Here is a 20,689-nt window from a genome sequence, read left to right as displayed (position 1 = left end):
AAAAGAACCGGCCACGGTGCGACAGGCGCCTCCCCTGTCTCAGCCGTGCCGGATGACAATCGTTTTCAGCGCCGAAAACTCCCGCAGCGCCTCAAATCCTTTTTCCCGGCCATGGCCGGACTTCTTGAAACCGCCGAACGGCAGCTCGACGCCGCCCCCCGCGCCGTAGCCGTTGACGAACACCTGACCGGCCCGCACCTTGCGGGCCACCCGCAGGGCGCGAGCGCTATCGCGGGTCCAGACCCCGGCCACCAGGCCATACTCGGTACCATTGGCGATGGCGACCGCCTCCGCCTCATCCGCAAAGGGGATGACAGCGAGAATCGGACCGAACACCTCCTCCTGTGCCAGCCGGGCGCTTGCCGGGACCGGACCATAGAGCCGCGCCGGCACATAGTGGCCGCCCGGCGGGCTATCGGGGGCGATGCTTCCCTCGGCGATCAGCGGGATCGCCGCCGTCTCCGCCTCGCGGACAAAGGCGCCGACCCGCCGCACCTGCGCCGCGCTGATCAGCGGCCCGAGATCGAGATCGCGGTCATGCGGGCCGGCCACCAGCGCGCGGAAGCGCTGACGCAACAGGCCTGCGACCTCGGGCAGGATCGACGCCTCCACCAGAAGCCGGCTGCCGGCGGAGCAGGTCTGGCCGCAATTTTGTACGATGGCATTGACGATGACCGGCAGTGCCTCATCCAGATCGGCATCGGCGAACACAAGCTGCGGCGACTTGCCGCCGAGCTCCAGCGTACAGCCGATATGATTGCGCGCCGCCGCGCTCTGGATCGCCGTGCCCACCTCCGGCGAACCGGTGAAGGTGAGGAAATCAATCCCGGGATGATCGGCGAGCGCCGCCCCGGCCTCCTCGCCATAGCCGGTCACCACGTTCCACACACCGGCCGGCAGTCCGGCGTCCAGCGCCAGGCCGGCGATGGCCAGCACCGACAAACAGGCATCCTCGGCCGGTTTCATCACCAGGGTATTGCCCATGGCCAGCGCGGCGCCGGCCACGCGCGCCATGATCTGCGCCGGATAGTTCCACGGCACCACCGAGCCGACCACCCCATGCGGTTCGCGCAATGTCAGCGCCAGAACCTCCGGCGGCAGCGGCAGGGTCTCCCCCGCCACCTTGTCGGCGGCCCCGCCATAGAACTCGAAATAACGCGCCGCATTGACGATATCCGCCCGTCCCTGCCGCAGCGGCTTTCCGGTATCGCGGCTTTCAAGCGCGCTCAAGGCCTCCAGATTGTCCCGGATCAGGGCTGCCAGCCGGGAGAGAATCGCGCCGCGCTCGGCCGCTGGCATTCGGGCCCAGTCCTCTCGCTCGAACGCTCGGCGGGCAGCGACCACGGCACGGCCGACATCGCCGCCGTCGCAGCGCGGAATGCTGGCGAAGATCGCACCGTCGGAGGGGCAGTGCATGGCGATCCGGCCACCACCGGCGGCCTCGCATCGCGCCCCGTCGATCAGCGCCTGGAACTGGACGATATCGCTGTCCACGTCGCGTGCCTCCCTGTCTGTCGCGAACGGTCTCCCAGCCGTTTCAACGGACGGTAAAGGAACCCCGGTGTCCCCGCAATCACTTCGCACGCGCCGAACCGATGCCGATCTTGTGAGCCCGCGCGATCACAATGTTGCTTGATCGCACGTCTTTCCGGGCCGCAAATGCCGGCAAATGGAGGTTCCCCGATGTCTCGTCCTGCCGCCCTTCTGCTTCTGCCCTTGCTGCTGCTCTTCGGCGCCCATGCCCGGGCGCAAACCGCCGAAACCGCGATTTTCGCCGGCGGCTGTTTCTGGTGCGTGGAATCGGATTTCGACCGCATTCCCGGAGTGCTGGAAACCGTTTCGGGCTACACCGGCGGGTCGCTCGCCAACCCGACCTATGAGCAAGTGTCGGCCGGCGGCACCGGCCATTACGAGGCGGTGCGGATCCGCTTCGATCCCGCCAGGGTGAGCTATGAGACGTTGCTTTCCGCCTTCTTCCGCAGTGTCGACCCGCTCGATGCCGGCGGCCAGTTCTGCGATCGCGGCGCCTCCTACCGCACCGCCATCTTCGTCGCCGGGCCGGAGCAGAAGGCCAGGGCGGAAGCCGCAAAAGCCGCGGCGGCCACCGCGCTCGGCGCCCGTCTGGCCACGCCCGTCCTGCCCGCCGCGCCGTTTTACCCGGCGGAGGACTATCACCAGAACTACTACGACAAGAACCCCACCCGCTACGCCTACTACCGCTGGTCTTGCGGCCGCGATGCCCGGATCAACGCAGTCTGGGGCGAAGACGCCTTCGCCGGCATTCCCGGCAAGCAGCACTGACCGGGCGCGAAAAAGCGCCGGTCAGCGGCCACCGAGCGCCCTGTAGATCTTGCGCCCCGGCCGGCCGGTCTGCGGCAGGCCATGGCGTGCTTCCGCCTGACGAATGCCGGCACGGGTCGCCGCACCGACCCGGCCATCGGCCTCGCCGATGTCATAGCCCGCTTTCAGCAGCAGCTTTTGCAGCTCCAGACGCTCGGCCCGCGACAGGCCCGGATCGGATGTAGGCCAGGAGGTCTTGAACGGACCGCCGCCCCGGATCCGGTCGGCCAGATGGGAAATCGCCAGGGCGTAGCTCTCGGCGACATTGTAGGAATAGATTGCATTGAAATTCTTGAAGACGAGAAATGCAGGCCCATTGGCCCCGGCCGGCAGCAGCAGGCCCGCCTTGGCACTTCCCTTCAGCACCTCGCCATCCAGATAACGCAGCCCGCGCTTGCCCCAGGCGCTGACGCTCGCCCGCTTCTTGCGACCTGAGGGACCGCGATAGCCCTTCGGCAGCTTGACCTCATACCCCCAGGGCATCCCGGTAACCCAGCCGGACTTGCGCAGGTAGTTGGCGGTCGAAGCCAGCGCATCGGGAACCGAATTGACGAGATCGCGGCGGCCATCGCCATCCTGATCCACCGCCAGCCGGCGGTAGGTGGAGGGCATGAACTGGGTCTGGCCGAAGGCACCGGCCCAGGAGCCGTTGAGATCGGAAAGACGCACATCGCCCCGGTCGACAATCTTCAAAAGGTGGATCAGCTCGGAGCGGAAGTATTTCGCCCGGCGGCCGGAACAGGCGACATTGACCAGCGCGTGCGGCACGTGGAAATCGCCGCGAAACTGGCCATAGTCGCTTTCCACGCCCCAGACCGCGAGAACGATGTAGCGGTCGACGCCATAGGCCTTTTCCACGGCGGCAAGGGTGCGCGCGTGCTTCTTCGCCATGGCCTTGCCATCGGCAATGCGCTGCTCATCGACGAGAAAGGCGAGATAATCCCAGATCGGGGTCTTGTATTCGGGCTGGGCGGTGGAGAACCGGACCGCCTTTTCGTCATAGGCCACCCCGGAGAGCGCCTTGTCGACGGTGGTGCGGCTCACCCCCTTCTTCAGGGCTTCCGTGCGGATCGACGCCACGCAGGCATCGAGACTGGCGGCCCGGGCGTCCGGGACCATGCCGCCAAACGCCATCACGCCGGCCAGTGCCAGCCCAATTCTACCGCAACGCGCACGCCAACCCGTCATCATCCGCCTCCCCGCGCCATATTCCGCGCGCAGAGGACAACGTCATCTTGGCATGATGATGGCAGGCCCGGCGGCAAGCCACCGGGAGTTGCCTTTGTACGTTGCTTGATAACCTGCGCAGCAGCGCGAACCCATCGCCCTTGCCGGGTGTTAGCCGACTGCCCGCGCGACAGCGCTAACCGACGAAGGCGCGCTCGATCACGAATTCGGCCGGGCGGTTGTTGGCGCCCTCGGTCAGGCCGTTCTTCTCAAGCAGCGTCTTGGTGTCCTGGATCATCGCCATCGAGCCGCAGATCATCGCCCGGTCGGTGGCCGGATCGAGCGGCGGCACGTCCAGCGCCTTGAACAGGGTGCCATCCTCGATCAGCGTCGTGATCCGGCCCTGATAGGGGTGTGGCTCACGGGTGGTGGAGGTGAACAGGCGCAGCCGTTCGGACGCCAGCTCGCCGATCAACGGATCGGCCTTGGCAGCGGCGACCACATCCTGCGCATAGGCCAGATCGGCGGCCTGGCGGCAGGTCTGGGTCAGGATCACATCCTCGAACTTCTCGTAGGTCTCCGGATCACGGATCAGACTGGCGAAGGGCGCAACGCCGGTGCCGGTGGAGAACATGTAGAGCCGCTTGCCGGGCACCAGCGCATCATTGACGAGCGTACCGGTCGGCTTCTTCTTCATCAGCACCACATCGCCCGGCTTGATCTTCTGCAGATGCTGGGTGAGCGGGCCGTTCGGCACCTTGATCGAGAAGAACTCCAGTTCCTCGTCCCAGGACGGGCTGGCAATCGAATAGGCGCGGAAGATGGGCTTTTCGCCGACCATCAGGCCGATCATCACGAATTCACCGGAGCGAAACCGGAAGCTTGCCGGGCGGGTCAGGCGGAACCGGAAGAGATCCGCCGTGTAGTGCTGAACGTCGGTGACAGTCTCGACAAAGGTGCCCGCAGGCACCGCATCCGAAAGTCCGGCGGCAAGATCGACCACATTCATGATTTATTCCCCAGCTTCGCAAGATGTCGGACGGAACCCGAACGGTTCCACCCCGTTTCCTGTCCAATCGACCGGCGCAGAGCGATCCACGTGCGCCATTTCCATGACCGTCCCGGACCGGCGAAGGTCCGCCCTCGTGAAACCGTAGCCACGTCACCCGGCACGGGCTGGGGAGAGGGGGGCCGCGGTGCACCCGCCATTCATCTCGCCAAGCCGACCGGGCTACGCGCCCAGGCACGCGCGCCCGCAGGTTGCTCATCGGGCCGCGCCGCCGGTTGCAGGTATAGCGGCACCTCCGCCAGATGACCAGTTTCAAGCGCCCGCCGGGTGGGCTCATGCACCACCTTGAAGGCATCGAAACCGCAACGCCGCATCAGCGGGATCTGGTCCAGAAGGACATCACCAACCGCCCGTAACTCGCCACGGTAGCATAGCCTCTGTCGCAACAACCTTGCGGAAGAATAACCTCTTCCGTCCGAGAACGCAGCAAATTCAATCGCCACCATGGTAAATCGGTCGAGATGGGGCGCCAGAACGGTCACATCATCGCCAGCGCGCACCAGAATCGCGATCTCCCGCAAGTCGGCAAACGCCTCTGGCGCTGCGACAAATCGTTCCAGCGACACGAGAAATCGCCCTGGCTCGGTCGGAACCGCCTGATCTTCTTCCAGAAGTTGCCAGTCGTCGATGGAAAACCCGTTTTCCTTGTAGATGTCAGCCTGCATGATTCAGATCCCCGCTCCCTGTTCGTTTTCCTGGGGCACCGCGAAGTGGATCCCGCATTCGGTCTTCTCCTGACCACGCCAGCGACCGGAGCGCGGATCTTCGCCCGGCGCGACCTTGCTGGTGCAAGGCAGGCAGCCAATGGAGGGAAAGCCCTGCGCCACCAGTGGATGCGCGGGAAGCCCGTGCTCGGCCGCATAGGCACGCAGATCCCCCGGATCCCAGTCGGCCAGCGGATTGACCTTGATCCGGGCCCCATCCGCCTCGAACACCGGAATGTTCGAGCGGGTGCTGGCCTGAAAGCGCTTGCGCCCGGAGATCCAGGCGTCGAACCCGGCAAGAGCGCGGGCCAGCGGCCGGGTCTTGCGCAGATCGCAGCAGGCATCGGTATCGCTCAGCCATAAGGCGCCGGCCGGATCCTCCTGCGCCAGATCAGCGGCGTCCGGGGCGATGGTCCGCACCGCCTGGAGGCCGAAGCTCTCGATCAGGCGGTCGCGGTAGCGCAAGGTCTCCGGGAAGAGCTTGCCGGTATCGATGAACAGCACCGGGATCGAGCGATCGACGCCGGCCACCAGATGCAAGAGCACGGCGGACTCGGCGCCGAACGAGGAGACCAGCGCCAGCCGGTCGCCGAACCGCTCGCGTGCTGTCGCTATCACCTCGCTGGCGCTGGCCTCGCGCAAACGCTCGCCGAGCAGGCTCGCCTCGCGCGCGGCATCAAGCTGCGCATCCCGGCGCAGCACTGGGTCAGGCCGTCCCATAAAGCGCCTCCTTGAAGGGCGCATCGCCAACCCGGCGATACGCGGCCAGGAAATCCTCCTGCGGCGACTGGCGCAGGCCGAGGTAGGTATCGACCACGGTCTCGACCGCATCGACGATGCCGTCATAGGAAAAGCCCCGCCCGACGATCTGGCCGATGGCGGTGTTCTCGTCGCCCGAGCCGCCAAGGGTGATCTGGTAGTATTCCTCGCCCTTCTTCTCCACGCCGAGAATGCCGATGTGGCCGACATGGTGATGGCCGCAGGCGTTGATGCAGCCGGAAATCTTGACCTTCAGGTCGCCGATCTCCTGCTGCCGCCCCGATGCGGCGAACCGCTCGGAAATGCGCTGGGCCACCGGGATCGACCGCGCGGTTGCCAGGGCGCAATAATCCATGCCCGGGCAGGCGATGATATCGGTGATCAGACCCGCATTGGCCTCGGCCAGCCCGGCTCCTCGCAAGCGGCGGAAAATCTCCGGCACGTCGGCCCTGCGCACATGCGGCAGCACCAGGTTCTGCTCATGACTGACCCGGATCTCGTCATGGCCGAAGGTTTCGGCCAGATCGGCCACCAGCTCCATCTGCTCGGCCGAGGCATCGCCCGGCGCCTCGCCGATCGGCTTCAGGGATATGGTCAGGCTGGCATAGCCCGGCGCCTTATGCGGCGCCAGATTGCGCTCTGCAAAGACGGCAAGCGCCGGATCACTGTCGAGCGCCTGAGCGAAGGCGTCCGCGTCTCCCGCTTCTTCTTGCGCGAACGGCGGCGGCGCGAAATAGGCGGTGATCCGATCCACCTCCGCCTTTGGCAGATCGAGAACGCCGCTGCGAACCTCCTCAAACTCGCGCTCGATATCGGCGCGCAAGGTGTCGAGGCCGGTCTCATGCATCAGGATCTTGACCCGCGCCTTGTATTTGTTGTCGCGGCGACCGTAGCGGTTGTAGACGCGCAGGATTGCCTCCGTATAGGCGAGCAGATCCGTCTCCGGCAGGAAATCGCGCACCTTGCGCGCCACCATCGGCGTGCGCCCGAGCCCACCGCCGACAAACACGGTGAAACCGATGCTCCCCGCCTCATCGCGCACGAGTTGCAGCCCAATATCATGCACCTGAACCGCCGCCCGATCATGGGCCGCGCCGGTAACGGCGATCTTGAACTTGCGCGGCAGGAACGAGAACTCCGGATGGAGCGAGGACCATTGCCGCAGGATCTCCGCATAGGGACGCGGGTCCGCAACCTCGTCGGCGGCCGCCCCGGCGAAATGATCCGCCGTCACGTTGCGGATGCAGTTGCCCGAGGTCTGGATGGCATGCATCTCCACCTCGGCCAGCTCGGCAAGGATATCGGGGACGTCCTGCAGTCGCGGCCAGTTGAACTGGATGTTCTGCCGGGTGGTGAAATGGCCATAGCCCCGGTCATAGGTCCGCGCGACCTCCGCCAGCTTGCGCATCTGCCGGGCATTCAGCGTGCCATAGGGGATCGCCACCCGCAGCATATAGGCATGCAATTGCAGATAGACACCGTTCATCAGCCGCAAGGGCTTGAACTGATCCTCGCTCAGATCGCCGGACAGACGGCGGCGCACCTGGTCGCGAAACTGGGCGACCCGGGAGGAGACGAAGCTCTCGTCGAACTCATCGTATCGGTACATGGTCAGATCCTCGGCGGCGCGTGGCCTCGGCAAGTCGTGCGCCTTGTGATGTCTCGTGCCGTTGCGGGCGAAAGGCCGGAAAACTCAGGCGGCGGAGCTGTGCGGCCGCGCCTGCTTGCCCAGATCGGGCCGCATGGTCGGGCCATGCGCGCGGATGCGTTCGCGCAGGCGCACCGGCTGAAGCCCCCCGTCCGCCCGCTCCAGGTCGATCAGGTAGGGATCGACGATCAGCCGGCCGGCGACCGCCGCTGCGCCCAACGCAAGAGCCTCGGCCTCGGCCGCCTCCCCTTCCAGAACCCGCGCCTCGGCGAGGATTTCCACCCAGGCCGCCGCGCGGCCGAGCCAGACGACTTCGCCGTCGATCAGGCGATTGGCGGTAAGCGCTTTCATTCCGGTTCTCTCCTTCAGGCCGCGGCAGTCGCGTGTTCGATCAGTGGCGCGCGCAAGGGGCGCGCGCGGGCGAGATCGGCCTCGGCCACTACATCGCCGATGACGATCAACACGGGGCCGTCGATCTCCTTGCGGCTTTCCACCAGCGCGAGATCGGCCAGGGTGCCGCTGTAAAACGCCTCGTCGCGGCGGGCGGCATTCTCGATCACGGCCACTGGCGTTGCGTCCGCCAGCCCTGCGTCACCGAGGCGGGCGGCCACCCGGGCCGCTACCGAACGGCCCATGTAGACCGCGACCGTGGCGCCGCGCAGCGCCAAGTCCGCCCAGGCCGGCAGGGTCTCGCCGTCCTTGTCATGACCGGTGGCAAACACCAGTTGTGAGGCGACGCCGCGCAAAGTGAGCGGGATCTGCGCGCTTGCCGCCGCCGCAAACGCGGCGGTAACACCGGGAACGATGTCGCAGCCGATCTCGGCCGCGCGCAGGGCCGCAAGCTCCTCACCGGCGCGGCCGAACACCAGCGGATCGCCCGCTTTCAGCCGCACGACCCGCTTGCCGGCACGCGCCTCGCGCACCAACAGGGCATTGATTTCCTCTTGCGAGACCGAATGCGCGCCCTTGCGCTTGCCCACCGGGTGGCGCAGCGCATCGCGGCGCCCCATCGCCACCACCGCCTCCGGCACAAGGGCATCATGGACGATCACATCGGCTTCCTGCAGCAAGCGCTGCGCCCGCAGGGTGAGAAGATCCTCCGCCCCCGGCCCGGCGCCGACCAGCCAGACAAAGCCCGCCGCCTCTTGCTCCCCATTGAGCAGGCGCTGCGCCTCGGCGCGCGCGGCATCTGTCCGTCCTGCGAAGAGATTGGCCGCCACCGCGCCGGAGAAGAACCGCGCCCAGAAGCGGCGACGCTCCGCCGCCCCGGCAATCACCCGCGACACGGTGCCGCGAAGGCTCTCGGCCAGACGCGCCAGATCCCCGGTTTCGCGCGGCAGCATCGCCTCGATGCGCGCCCGAATATGACGGGCCAGAACCGGCCCGGCGCCAGTGGAGGAAATCGCCACAGCAACCGGTGCGCGATTGACCAGGGCGCCAACATAGAAGTCGCACAGATCAGGTCGGTCGACCGCATTGACTGGGATTCCCAACTCCCGCGCCGCAGCGACCACCGCCGCATCGGTTTCCGGCTCTCCGCTGGCGGCAAACACCAAGGCCGCGCCGCTGAGCAGGCCCGGGCGGAACGGCTCGCGCCGCCAGATCGCGCCGGTCGCCGCCTCCACCAGTTCTCGCAAGGATGCGGCGACCTCGGTCGAAACCACCTCGATCCGCGCACTGCTTTGCAACAAGAGCCGCAGCTTGGCGAGCGCTTCCTCGCCGCCGCCGACAACGACGACGCGCCGCCCCGCCACCTTGTGGAAGGTCGGGAAGACATCCAGTTTTCTGTCATCTGGCAGATTACGGCTCATCGGGTCCGGCCTTCGGCTTCATCGAACACGATCAACACATAGTCGGTCGGCGCCGGATCCGCCGGGCATGACATTTCAAAGCCGCGAGCAAGGAGAGAAAAAAAAACCAGATTGCCCAGAGAAGGCCCACAGGGGCCGGGCATTGCCCGCAATCCGGCGACCGCCCCGCACAAAAGATTCTGGGTGCCAGGGAAAGGTCAGTTCGTTATATATTGCTACACAGAATCCCGTATCATCATGCTCTTCTTCAGGGCCGATCGCGCAAGGTGCAAGACATGACGAACCACACGCATGATGGATATGCAGGTGACGGCATCAACATCGTGTCGATCAAAACTTGAAGACGCTCGGCACACACCACGGGCCGGAAACTGTAACTCCTGATTGATTTTTCCAACAAGACAATCAGAATTGAAGTTGTTTCATACTCCATTGACTTTTCCAATCGAGCGATATCGCAGTGATCAAAGCAATTCTTTTCGATGTTTTCGGAACCGTCGTCGACTGGCGTAGCGGTCTGGTTCACGGACTGGAGCGCACCTTTGCCCGCGCAGGGCTCGACGCCGACGCCCCCACCCTCGCCGACGCCTGGCATGAACAGTGCCGCGACAGCTTGCGTGCGGATGGGCCGTCGCCTGTCGACGGGCACGCAGGCGACGCCTCCCTTGCCCGCGCCCTCAGCGCGAGCCTGGCCGAAATCGGCCTGGACGGGCAGCTCAGCGACGGTGACACCACCGCCCTGCCACAGCTGTGGCGCAAGCTTCCGCCCTGGCCTGACAGCGTCCCCGGTCTCAAGGCGCTGAAACGGGAATACGTGATCGCGCCCCGAAGCAACGGGTCGGTCGCGTTGATGACCTGGCTGGCAAAGCACGCCGGCTTGCCCTGGGACGTCGTGCTGGCCTTGGACTCAGCCGCAACGCAGAAAGACCCGGCAAGCGCACATGTGAGCTTCGCCGCAGCCCTCGGACTGGCGCCCGATGAAGTGATGATGGTGTCCGCCCACAACGCCGATCTCTACCCGGCACGTGAGGCCGGGCTGAAGACCGCCTTCTTCGCCCGCCCCGGGGAGCATGGCCCGGCACAGAGCTCGGACCTGGAACCGAGCGAGCCCTGGGACGTGGTGGCCTTCGATCTTCTCGATCTCGCGCGGCAGATGGAATCGGCCACGCGGTACTGACCGCGTGGCCATCTTTGGACGCGCCGTTACTTCAGCGCCTGCATCACCGACACGTAGTTGGCAACCGCCGCGCCGCCCATGTTGAAGATGCCGCCCAGTTCCGCATCCTTGACCTGAATGTCACCGGCCTTGCCGGTGAGCTGCATCGCGGTCAGCACATGCATCGACACGCCAGTCGCGCCAATCGGATGCCCCTTGGACTTGAGCCCGCCGGAGGGATTGACCGGCAGCTTGCCGCCCATCTCGGTCCAGCCTTCGAGAATCGCCCGGTGCCCCTCGCCCGCCGGCGTCAGGCCCATGGCCTCGTATTCGATCAGCTCGGCAATGGTGAAACAATCGTGGGTCTCGACGAAGGACAGATCGTCAAGGGTCAGCCCGGCGCGGCCGAGCGCGTCCTGCCAGGCCCGACCGCAACCCTCGAATTGCAGGATGTCGCGCTTCGACATGGGCAGGAAATCCTGCACATGGGCCATGGAGCGGAAGGCAACCGCCTTGTCCCGGCCAAGCGCGGTTTCCACATCGGTCAGCACCAGCGCCGCCGCACCGTCGGAGACCAGAGAACAATCGGTGCGCTTCAGCGGACCGGCGACGTAAGGGTTCTTCTCGCTCTCGGTGCGACAGAACTCATAGCCCAGGTCCTTGCGCATCTGCGCATAAGGATTGCCGACACCGTTGCGGTGGTTCTTGGCGGCGATCGCCGCGAGCGCATCCGACTTGTCGCCGTATTTCTGGAAATAGCTGTCGGCGATCTTGCCGAAGACACCGGCAAAGCCGGCCGGCGTATCGCCATCCTCGACCAGATAGGAGGCCCTGAGCAGATTGCGGCCAATCTCCGGCCCCGGGGTGGAGGTCATCTTTTCCACCCCGACGACGAGAACGACGCGCGCATCGCGGGCGGCAATGGCACGCACGCCCTGATGCACCGCCGCCGAGCCGGTGGCGCAGGCGTTTTCCACCCGCGTCGCCCGCTTGAAGCGGAGCGCCGGATCGGCCTGAAGCACCAGCGACGCGGTGAAGTCCTGTGCCGAGAAGCCGGCGTTGAAATGACCGAGGATGATCTCGTCAACATCGCCCGGCTCCAGCCCGGCATCGGCAATGGCCTCGCGCGCGGCGGTCACCACCAGGCTTTCCACCGTCTCTTCGGCCTGCTTTCCAAACGGCGTATGCGCCCATCCCACAATCGCGGCGGTCATCACATCTCTCCCTTTCCACGCGAGCGGGCGCAAAATGCCCGCATCTACTCGCAATCGCGTCGCCTGCGCTCCCGGTTCCCGGCGGCACAGCCCCCTGATTGGAACACTGGCCCCGATGGGCCGCAGGTCAAGGGACGAGGCGGAGGGCGCTGCACGTTGGCGTGAGATCTGCCAGAGCTTGCGCGCGGCGATCCGGACCCAATCCCGTTAACGTCAAGCCAAGCACCTTATTGACGAAAACGTCAAGCGCTTTGTTTTCAAATAATACTATCAATCACTTACAAATATATCGGCGAGGCGCTGGACGCATCACCCGCCAGTCCTTGCCCGCCGCCGGCCAGAGAGCGGCCGTGCGTCCCGCCTCCCGGCCCGATGATCCGAGCCCAAAAGCAAAAAGCCCGGCGGTTTCCCGCCGGGCTTTCATCGTGATCCGAAAGGATCCGATTAGAACGTGCGCTGCACGCGGAGGATACCGACCAGAGCGTCGTCGTTCGGCGTCACACCGGTGAAGTTCCGGTTGCGGTACTCGAGCTCGGCACCGACATAGAGGCCGGAAACCGGACGCCAGCCAACGTTACCCTGAACGTTGATCTCGCGGAAGTCCGCACCCAGAGCCTGGTCCAGATCCGAGTAGCTCGCGGTGAGCGAGGTGGAGATCGCCGGGGTCCAGAAGTGGGTGAAGCCAGCACCGATGCCCCAAGCGTTGGACAGCTTCAGGCCGCCAGCAACGGTGTAGGAAGCGTCAGAGAACGAGCCCCAGCCGGAGTTGACGTACTGGATGGCGCCCTGGGTGTAGGCGGCCTGGATCGAGATGCTGTCGCCAGCGGCCAGCATCGGCAGGTTGAACGTGGCGCCAGCGCCGATCGCCCAGCCGAGCTTGCCCTTCGGAGCAATCGCGACACCAGCGGTGTTCTGAGCAGCGGTGTAGCCACGGCCATAGACGTGGTGCAGAGCACCCATCAACTGAGCCGAACCCCAACCCTGGTCGACGCGCAGGTTGGCGACGAAGTCCGGAACCTTGTGGCCGCCGTAACCATCGCTGTTGGCCTGCAGAGCCGTCGGGATTGCCGGCGTCACGATCTGAGCACCGTTGTAGAAGATCTGCGAACGACGGTCGTCGCCAGCTTCGACCGAGGCCGATGCCGAGAAGCCGTTGCCGAACTGGAAGGTGTAAGCGAACAGGTTGACGTCGCCGTTATCCGCGAAGCCCTGATCGAGGACCGAACCCCAGTTGTCGCCGGTGTAGAAGTCGAAGTACGAACCGGTACGACCAGCGACGAAGCCGCCGAGCTGGATGAAGGCTTCATCGAGCGTGGTGCCAGCAGCGCCGTTGTTGTCAACGGTGATGTAAGCAGCGACGTAGGTGCGCAGCAGGCCGTACTCGGTGTTGGTGCGGCTGTCGAAGTTCAGGTAGCCACGAGCACGCATGCCGGTCGAGGTGTCGGTGCGGTTGTCCCAAGCGGAACCACCGTTGTCCAGCACGTCGAACATACGGAACTCGGCGCGGACACCGCCACCGATCTTCAGGCAGGTCTCGGTACCCGGGATGTAGAAGAAGCCCGTGCCGAAAGCGTCGCAAACGCGAACGTAATCGACCGGCTCCGGAGCGACCGGAAGGTCGGCAGCCTGTGCGCCGGTGGCTGCCAGAGCAGCGGCGGAAGCGCCGAGCAGAATGCTCTTGATGTTCATTTCCTGACCTCGTCGTTTTATTTTCCGCCCATGCCGTTGCCGGGCGGGAAGATGAAGAGTTGAGCAAGCTTCCCCGCGAGCTCAAGTTTGTTCTAAGCGACCGGGGCCGTGGCAAGCAACCGGCAAATGGCCGGTGGAGGCACTGTTGGGACACAGTGTGTCTTTGTGGGCACACCCTGTTAAGGCCTCGTTAGGAAACGGCCCCGGTTTGGCGCCGAAAAGCGCCTTGCCGCCTGTATCCGGGCCGCGTAAGTCAGGGTCACGACACCGTTAACCGGAATATCATGAGCACTCAGCAGCCGATCTCAGTCTTTATTATTGCACGCAATGAGGCCGACCGGATCGGCCGGGCGATCGAGAGCGTTGCCGGATTCGCCGATGAGGTGATCGTCATCGACAGCGGCTCGACCGACGACACCTGCGGCATTGCCGAATCCCTCGGCGCGCGCGTTCTCTATAATGCGTGGGCCGGCTATGGCGCGCAGAAGCGCTTCGGCGAGGACCAGTGCCGCAACGACTGGATCTTCAATCTCGATGCCGACGAGGCCGCCTCCCCGGCGCTGGCGGCGGAAATCAGCGATCTTTTTGCCTCGGGCCGCTTTGGCCAGGCGGATTTCTGGCGCGTGCGCATCAAGGATGTGTTCGCGCATGAGGCCGGCACCGCCCCCTGGGCCTATGGCTACAACCAGATCCGGCTTTACGACCGTCGGCGCGGCCGCTTTTCCGATTCGACCGTACATGACACGGTCCGCCCGCCGAAGGATGCGCGACTTGGCCAACTCAAGGCGCCGATGGAGCACCGTTCGATTCGCTCCATCGCCTTCCATGTGGAGAAGATGAACCGCTACTCCACCATGCAGGCGGAGGATATGGCGGCGCGCGGGCGGCGAATCGGCCGCTGGCGGCTTGTCGCCGAATTTCCGCTTGCCTTCCTCAAGGCCTATCTGCTGCGCCGCTACGCGCTTTACGGCTGGTGGGGGTTCGTGATCTCGACCAACTTCGCCTACACGCGCTTTCTTCGCGTCGCCAAGGCCTATGAGGCCGAGCTTGGGGATCGCTCCCGATGAGTGCCGCGGCCACGAACGGTTCTCGCCCCGCCGACGTTCTGATCATCGGCGCCGGCCCGAGCGGGCTGATTGCCGCCGACGCACTCTCGGAACAGGGGCTGACGGTGCACCTCATCGAGCGGATGCCGTCGCCGGCGCGCAAGCTGCTGATGGCCGGGCGCGGCGGGCTCAACCTCACCCATAGCGAGGCGGCGGAAGCGTTCCTCGCCCGCTACCGGGAGGCGGCGCCGGTCCTGCGGACTGCGATCGAGGCGTTTTCGCCCGGCGATCTGCGCGCCTGGTGCGAAGGGCTTGGCATTTCAACCTTCACCGGATCGAGCGGCCGGGTGTTTCCCACGGCGATGAAGGCCTCTCCACTGTTGCGCGCCCTGCTGGCCCGTCTGACCGCGCGCGGCGTCAGCCTGACCACCCGCTGGAGCTGGCGCGGCTTCGACGAGGATGGCGCGCTGCGATTCGACACACCGGACGGGCCTCAGACCCTGCCCCGCCCCCGCGCCGTGCTGCTCGCCCTTGGCGGGGCAAGCTGGCCGCGCCTTGGCAGCGATGGCGGCTGGACCGGTGAAATCGACCGGCTCGGCATCGCCCGGCGGGCGTTCATGCCCGCCAATGGCGGTTTCACGGTCAATTGGTCGGAGACGTTCGCCGCCCGCCATGCCGGCACACCGCTGAAACGAGTCGCCCTCACCGCCGGCGAACATCAGGTGCGCGGCGAAGCAATGATCACCGCAAGCGGCATCGAAGGCGGTGCGGTCTATGCGCTGTCGGCGGAGATTCGCGCAGAACTTCAGCGATCCGGCCAGGCGGTCCTGACGGTCGACCTGCGCCCGGATCTCGAACTGGCAGCACTAACGTCCCGCATTTCCGCCCCGCGCGGCAAACGCTCCCTCTCCACGCATCTGCGCAAGACCGCCGGGTTGCCGCCGGTGGCGATCGCCCTTCTCAGCGAGGCCGGCCCGCGTCCGGCGACGCCCGAAGAGCTCGCCGCGCGAATCAAGGCGCTGCCGCTCACCCTCACCGGCAGTTTTGGTCTGGAACGGGCGATTTCCAGCGCGGGCGGCATCGCCTGGGAAGAACTGGACGCCGACTTCATGCTGAAACGGCTGCCGGGCGTGTTCGTCGCCGGGGAGATGATCGACTGGGAAGCGCCGACCGGCGGCTACCTGCTGCAAGCGTGCTTTGCCACCGGACGGACGGCGGCGGCGGGAATCACCAAGCGGCTGGCGATCGCGCCGGAAGAGACGCGGTAGGCGACGCAGGCGCAAAGGTCCGGCGTAAGGACAGAGCCCTTGTGAGGGGCGTCCTCCCGGGCAAGCGTCAGCGCGACCCGGGATCGGAAAGGCACGGCCTCTCGGCTCCAGCCGCTTGAAAACGCGCGTCTTTCGGCTCCCTGATCCCGGCTCGGGGGCCGGGATGACGCCGAGCGAAGGGGCAAGAGCGGGAGCCTTGCCCTTGCCGACAGTTCAAGGCCCGGCGGATCGCCGGGCCTTTTCCCATCCTTCAAGCACGCTCGCCCCGTCAGCGGCAGAAGCGATACCGCCCCGAATAGGTCAGATAATAGCCGGTGGACGGGTCGAACGAGCGGTACCTGGCGGCGCAAGAGCGATACCAGGGCCGGGTCCAGGGCTCGAAGCGGCCACCGCGCACCGGCCGCGGCTCCACATAGATCGGGGCCGGCTCATAATAGCGTGGCTGGCTCAGGGCGGAGCCGATCAGCGCACCGGCCACGAAGCCGCCGGCGGCGGCCCAGCCGTTGTTGCGGTGCCAGCGCCGCGCCTCGGCATCGGTGGTCGCGGTGGCAAGAACGGCGCCCGCCGTCAGAGCAATCGCCAGTCCGGTTGCTGCAAATTTCCTGTACATCGCCTTGTTCCCTCTGTTGGTCCGGTTTTGCGTCTTCTTCTTGTCCGGCGCTGTTTTTAGCGCTGATGAGACGAGCTTAGGCTGGCCCGCCCCCTTCTTCTGTGACCGCCATCACGGCTGTGCGGTTTCGCAGGGAACCTCCCCTCTCGGCGGAACAGCCCGCCAGGACCAACGCCTGTCCTTTCATGAGATTTGACATGAAACATGAATCATGCGTCATATATGAGGGAGCGGACATGGGGGAGAGTTCCGCGCCGGCCGCGCGCCCCGCGCCATGGCGCCACCCGAGCCGCCGACAGGGAGGAGACGCGACATGAAACGCATCATCGCCGCTACAGCCTTGGCCCTTGGCCTTGGCACGGCACCCGGCCTCGCCGACGACATCAAGATTGCCCATGTCTATGGCAAGACCGGTGCGCTGGAAGCCTATGGCAAGCAGTCCCACACCGGCTTCATGATGGGCCTGGAATACGCCACCGGCGGCACCATGGAAATCGACGGGCGCAAGATCAGCGTCATCGAGAAGGACACCCAGCTCAAGCCGGACATCGCCCGCGCAGCCCTGGCCGAGGCCTATGGCGACGATGAGGTCGACATTGCCGTCGGGCCGGTGTCCTCCGGCGTTGCCCTGGCCATGCTTCCGGTCGCCGAGGAATACGAGAAGATCCTGATCGTCGAGCCGGCGGTGGCCGACAGCATCACCGGCGAGAACTGGAACCGCTACGTGTTCCGCACCGGCCGCAACTCCTCTCAGGACGCCATCGCCAATGCGGTCGCGCTCGGCAAGGAAGGGGTGACCATCGCCACGCTGGCGCAGGACTATGCCTTCGGCCGCGACGGCGTCGCCGCCTTCCGCGAGGCGCTGGAGAAGACCGGCGCGAAGCTGGTGTTCGAGGAATACGCCCCGACCGACACCCAGGACTTCACCGCCAGCGCCCAGCGGGTGTTCGATGCGCTGAAGGACGAGGAGGGCCGCAAGTTCCTCTTCATCATCTGGGCCGGCGGCAACAACCCGATCGGCAAGATCAAGGCGATGGAGCCGGAGCGTTTCGGCATTGAGATCGCCACCGGCGGCAACATCCTCGCCGCGATGAAGGCCTTCAAGGCCCTGCCCGGCATGGAAGGCGCCACCTACTACTACCATGACATTCCGCAAAACCCGGCCAATGACTGGCTGGTGAAGGAGCACCAGGCCCGCTTCCAGTCCCCGCCGGACTTCTTCACCGCCGGCGGCATGTCGGCTGCCATTGCCGTGGTCGAGGCGATCAAGACCGCCGGCAGCACCGACACCGAAGCGCTGATCGAGACCATGGAAGGCATGGCCTTCGAGACGCCGAAGGGCAAGATGGTGTTCCGCGCCGAGGACCATCAGGCGCTGCAGTCCATGTACCACTTCAAGATCCGGGTCGACCCGGAAGTGGAATGGGGCATTCCGGAGCTGGTCCGCGAACTGTCCATTGAGGACATGGACATCCCGGTGCGCAACAAGCGCTGAGGCCGTCAACCGGACCGGACGGCGCCCACCTGCCCCGTCCGGTCCTCCCCTTCATCCATCCGATATCGACCCCGGCCATCGGCCCGGCGCGGCGCGGCATGACCTCTTGCGCGTCCCCGGACGGCTGCCCGCCGGCTGCTTGCGGAGACCTCCCGTGGCGATTGAAGCTCCCGTCCTGACGACCCAGGACCTGACGATCCGCTTTGGCGGACATGTGGCCGTCGACCAGGTGAGCTGCGCCTTCGAGCGCGGCACCCTGACGGCCATCGTCGGCCCGAACGGCGCCGGCAAGACCACCTATTTCAATCTGATCTCCGGTCAGCTTCGGGCCTATTCCGGCACGGTCACGCTGAATGGCGAGGACATCACCCGCCTTGGCGTTCCCGAACGCTGCGACCGGGGCATCGGCCGCGCCTTCCAGCTCACCAATCTGTTTCCCACCTTGAGCGTGCGCGAGAATGTGCGGCTGGTGGTACAGGCTCAGGCACGGCGCGGTTTCGACCTGTTTTCGCGCGCCGATAGCCATATCGAGCTGATCGAGCGGGCCGAGCATGTGCTGGCCGAGGTTCATCTGCTCGATCAGGCCGACCAGCCGGTTTCCGCCCTGCCCCATGGCGACCAGCGCAAGCTGGAAGTGGCGATGATGATCGCCCTGGCGCCGCAGGTGCTGATGTTCGACGAGCCGACCGCCGGCATGAGCGTCGACGAGGTCCCGGTGATCCTCGATCTCATTCGCGAGCTGAAGAACGACCGGGACCGCACGATCCTGTTGGTGGAGCACAAAATGGATGTGATCCGCAGCCTCGCCGACCGGATCATCGTGCTGCACAACGGCCAGCTCGTCGCCGATGGCGATCCGGCCGAGGTGATGAAATCGCCCATTGTCCAGGAAGCCTATCTCGGCAATGCGCCCGAGGACGGCCAAGAGGCTCCCGCCAAATCCGCGTCCGAGGAGGTGGCCCGTGGCTGACATCCTGCTTCGTCTTGCCGGTGTGCACACCCACATCGGCCCCTATCACATTCTCCAGGGGGTCGACCTGGAGGTGCCGCGCGGCGGCGTCAGCGTGCTCCTGGGGCGCAACGGCGCGGGCAAGTCCACGACCTTGCGCTCCATCATGGGGCTGTGGACGCCGAGCGAGGGCGAGATCCACTTCGACGGCGCGCGCATCGACGGCCAGTCGACCCCGGCGATTTCGCGCGCCGGCATCGCCTATGTGCCGGAGAACATGGGGATCTTTTCCGACCTCACCGTTGGCGAGAATATGACCCTTGCGGCGGCGAGCGGGAAAATGGATCCGCAGCGGCTGTCTTGGATCAAGGAGCTGTTTCCGCCGATCGCCACCTTCTGGGACCGGCCGGCCGGCACCTTGTCGGGCGGCCAGAAACAGATGCTGTCCGTCTCGCGGGCGATCATCGAGCCGCGCAAGCTGATCCTGATCGACGAGCCGAGCAAGGGGCTGGCGCCAGCGATCATCCGGGCGATGACCGATGCGCTGCGCCAGCTCAAGGAAACCGAAACGACCATCCTTCTGGTGGAGCAGAATTTCCAAATGGCGAAAAGCCTCGGCGACACGGTCGCCGTGATGGATGACGGCCGGATCGTTCACGCCGGCACAATGGCCGAGCTTGCCGCCGACAGCGACCTGCAGGAGCGGCTGATGGGATTGAGCCTGGAGGTGCACCAATGAGTTCGACCGCGATCCGCCCGAAACTCGTCGCGGCCTCGCCCGCCGAACGGCTGAAATCCGCCGCGCCGCTGCTGCTGGCGCCGGTGCTCGCCGGGCTGGGCTTTGCCGCCATCGGCGATGGCGCCACCTGGCTGACGCTGACCGTCGCCGGTCTGGCGATGGGGTTGATGATCTTCATCATGGCGTCCGGCCTGACCGTGGTGTTCGGCCTGATGGATGTGATCAATTTCGGCCATGGCGCCTTCGTCTCGGTCGGCGCCTTCGTCGGCTTCACCGTTCTGGCCTGGCTCGCCGGCTGGACCCAGAGCCCGGTGGTGATGCTCAACCTCCTCGCCGTGTTTCTTGCCATCCTCGCCTCCATGGCGGTCACCGGCGGGATCGGCCTGATGTTCGAGCGGGTGATCGTCGCCCCGGTCTACGGCCATCACCTGAAACAGATCCTGGTGACCATGGGCGGCCTGATCGTCGCCCAGCAGCTCATTCACGTGATCTGGGGCCCGGATGCGATCCACCTGTCCCGTCCGCCGTCGCTGCAGGGCGCGGTGATCTTCGGCGAGGCCGCCATCGAGAAGTACCGGCTGTTCGCCGTCGCGGTCGGGCTGGTGCTGTTCGTCGGTATGCGCCATGTGCTGCGCTCCACCCGCATTGGCCTTCTGGTCCGGGCCGGCGTGGAGAATGGCGAGATGGTCGAGGCGCTCGGCTACCGCATCCGCCGCCTGTTCCTGTTGGTGTTCATGGCAGGCTCCGCGCTGGCCGGCCTCGGCGGGGTGATGTGGGGGCTCTATCAGGAGACCATCACCGCGCATATGGGCTCGGAAATCATGGTGCTGGTGTTCGTCGTCGTCATCATCGGCGGGCTGGGCTCGATCGAAGGCTGCTTCATCGGCGCGCTGCTGGTCGGCCTTCTGTCCAACTACATGGCCTTTCTCGCCCCCAAGGTGGCGCTGGTCTCGACCATCGCCCTGATGGTCGGCGTTCTGATGTGGCGCCCGCAAGGGCTCTATCCCGTGGTCAAGGCGAAGTAG

19 protein-coding genes are annotated in these 20,689 nt (G+C 65.8%); 8 read left to right on the top strand and 11 right to left on the bottom strand.

Features of this window, described 5'->3' with window-relative positions:
* Positions 1–39: 39 nt before the first annotated feature.
* Positions 40–1,494, bottom strand: coding sequence for an aldehyde dehydrogenase family protein (locus tag LC062_RS04735; RefSeq protein ID WP_224909889.1), 1,455 nt, complete (start codon positions 1,492–1,494; stop codon positions 40–42).
* A 189-nt stretch (positions 1,495–1,683) separates the two neighbouring features.
* On the opposite strand from LC062_RS04735, the gene msrA reads away from it, so the two are divergent.
* Positions 1,684–2,301, top strand: a complete 618-nt coding sequence (msrA, locus tag LC062_RS04730) for a peptide-methionine (S)-S-oxide reductase MsrA (RefSeq protein ID WP_224909888.1) — start codon at positions 1,684–1,686, stop codon at positions 2,299–2,301.
* Positions 2,302–2,322: 21 nt separating this feature from the next.
* Here the strand turns inward: msrA and LC062_RS04725 are convergent, their stop codons facing one another.
* The 7 genes from LC062_RS04725 to cysG form a co-directional block, all read right to left on the bottom strand.
* Positions 2,323–3,528: a lytic murein transglycosylase gene (locus LC062_RS04725; RefSeq protein WP_224909887.1), complete on the bottom strand. Its 1,206-nt coding sequence runs from the start codon at positions 3,526–3,528 to the stop codon at positions 2,323–2,325.
* 175 nt (positions 3,529–3,703) lie between these two features.
* Positions 3,704–4,516 carry a ferredoxin--NADP reductase gene (locus LC062_RS04720; RefSeq protein ID WP_181761992.1) on the bottom strand — a complete coding sequence of 271 codons (813 nt, stop codon included), beginning with the start codon at positions 4,514–4,516 and terminating at the stop codon, positions 3,704–3,706.
* 200 nt (positions 4,517–4,716) lie between these two features.
* The gene (locus LC062_RS04715) at positions 4,717–5,241 is read right to left on the bottom strand and encodes a DUF934 domain-containing protein (RefSeq protein ID WP_224909886.1); all 525 of its coding nucleotides are present in this window, start codon (positions 5,239–5,241) and stop codon (positions 4,717–4,719) included.
* A 3-nt stretch (positions 5,242–5,244) separates the two neighbouring features.
* Positions 5,245–6,000, bottom strand: coding sequence for a phosphoadenylyl-sulfate reductase (locus LC062_RS04710; protein WP_224909885.1), 756 nt, complete (start codon positions 5,998–6,000; stop codon positions 5,245–5,247).
* Positions 5,987–7,648: a nitrite/sulfite reductase gene (locus tag LC062_RS04705; protein WP_224909884.1), complete on the bottom strand. Its 1,662-nt coding sequence runs from the start codon at positions 7,646–7,648 to the stop codon at positions 5,987–5,989. Before LC062_RS04705 ends, LC062_RS04710 begins: the two co-directional genes overlap by 14 nt.
* Before the next feature lie 84 nt (positions 7,649–7,732).
* Entirely contained in the window at positions 7,733–8,038 is a 306-nt protein-coding gene (locus LC062_RS04700) for a DUF2849 domain-containing protein (protein WP_224909883.1), read from the bottom strand.
* A 14-nt stretch (positions 8,039–8,052) separates the two neighbouring features.
* Positions 8,053–9,498 carry a siroheme synthase CysG gene (gene cysG / locus LC062_RS04695; protein ID WP_224909882.1) on the bottom strand — a complete coding sequence of 482 codons (1,446 nt, stop codon included), beginning with the start codon at positions 9,496–9,498 and terminating at the stop codon, positions 8,053–8,055.
* A 460-nt stretch (positions 9,499–9,958) separates the two neighbouring features.
* Here cysG and LC062_RS04690 point away from each other — a divergent pair, with 460 nt between their 5' ends.
* Complete coding sequence (locus LC062_RS04690; RefSeq protein WP_224909881.1) at positions 9,959–10,675, top strand: HAD-IA family hydrolase; 717 nt, start codon at positions 9,959–9,961, stop codon at positions 10,673–10,675.
* Positions 10,676–10,701: 26 nt separating this feature from the next.
* Here the strand turns inward: LC062_RS04690 and LC062_RS04685 are convergent, their stop codons facing one another.
* Both LC062_RS04685 and LC062_RS04680 read right to left on the bottom strand, forming a co-directional pair.
* A complete protein-coding gene (locus LC062_RS04685; RefSeq protein WP_224909880.1) occupies positions 10,702–11,868 on the bottom strand; it encodes an acetyl-CoA acetyltransferase in 1,167 nt (388 codons plus the stop codon).
* Positions 11,869–12,312: 444 nt separating this feature from the next.
* On the bottom strand, positions 12,313–13,557 hold the full coding sequence (locus tag LC062_RS04680; RefSeq protein ID WP_224909879.1) for a porin: 1,245 nt from the start codon (positions 13,555–13,557) through the stop codon (positions 12,313–12,315).
* 284 nt (positions 13,558–13,841) lie between these two features.
* Here LC062_RS04680 and LC062_RS04675 point away from each other — a divergent pair, with 284 nt between their 5' ends.
* Together LC062_RS04675 and LC062_RS04670 are read left to right on the top strand one after the other, a co-directional pair.
* Complete coding sequence (locus tag LC062_RS04675) at positions 13,842–14,624, top strand: glycosyltransferase family 2 protein (RefSeq protein WP_224909878.1); 783 nt, start codon at positions 13,842–13,844, stop codon at positions 14,622–14,624.
* On the top strand, positions 14,621–15,871 hold the full coding sequence (locus LC062_RS04670) for a TIGR03862 family flavoprotein (protein WP_224909877.1): 1,251 nt from the start codon (positions 14,621–14,623) through the stop codon (positions 15,869–15,871). The genes LC062_RS04675 and LC062_RS04670 overlap by 4 nt, the downstream gene beginning before the upstream one ends.
* A 268-nt stretch (positions 15,872–16,139) precedes the next feature.
* On the opposite strand, the gene LC062_RS04665 is transcribed toward LC062_RS04670, so the two are convergent.
* Complete coding sequence (locus LC062_RS04665; RefSeq protein WP_224909876.1) at positions 16,140–16,481, bottom strand: BA14K family protein; 342 nt, start codon at positions 16,479–16,481, stop codon at positions 16,140–16,142.
* A gap of 313 nt (positions 16,482–16,794) precedes the next feature.
* Between LC062_RS04665 and LC062_RS04660 the strand changes: the two genes are divergently transcribed.
* The 4 genes from LC062_RS04660 to LC062_RS04645 all read left to right on the top strand — a co-directional run bounded on the left by LC062_RS04660 (position 16,795) and on the right by LC062_RS04645 (position 20,689).
* Positions 16,795–17,976 (top strand): substrate-binding domain-containing protein, encoded by a 1,182-nt coding sequence (locus LC062_RS04660; RefSeq protein WP_224909875.1) that lies wholly within the window; start codon positions 16,795–16,797, stop codon positions 17,974–17,976.
* Between the two features lie 154 nt (positions 17,977–18,130).
* A complete protein-coding gene (locus tag LC062_RS04655) occupies positions 18,131–18,946 on the top strand; it encodes an ABC transporter ATP-binding protein (RefSeq protein ID WP_224909874.1) in 816 nt (271 codons plus the stop codon).
* Positions 18,939–19,664 carry an ABC transporter ATP-binding protein gene (locus LC062_RS04650; RefSeq protein ID WP_224909873.1) on the top strand — a complete coding sequence of 242 codons (726 nt, stop codon included), beginning with the start codon at positions 18,939–18,941 and terminating at the stop codon, positions 19,662–19,664. The genes LC062_RS04655 and LC062_RS04650 overlap by 8 nt, the downstream gene beginning before the upstream one ends.
* Entirely contained in the window at positions 19,661–20,689 is a 1,029-nt protein-coding gene (locus LC062_RS04645; protein WP_224909872.1) for a branched-chain amino acid ABC transporter permease, read from the top strand. The genes LC062_RS04650 and LC062_RS04645 overlap by 4 nt, the downstream gene beginning before the upstream one ends.

Origin of the sequence: Stappia indica (assembly GCF_020177335.1) — a bacterium.
Classification (GTDB): Bacteria; Pseudomonadota; Alphaproteobacteria; order Rhizobiales; family Stappiaceae; genus Stappia; species Stappia indica_B.
The sequence above is the reverse complement of the archived record's forward strand: the minus strand, read 5'-3'. Positions and strand labels throughout refer to the sequence as shown.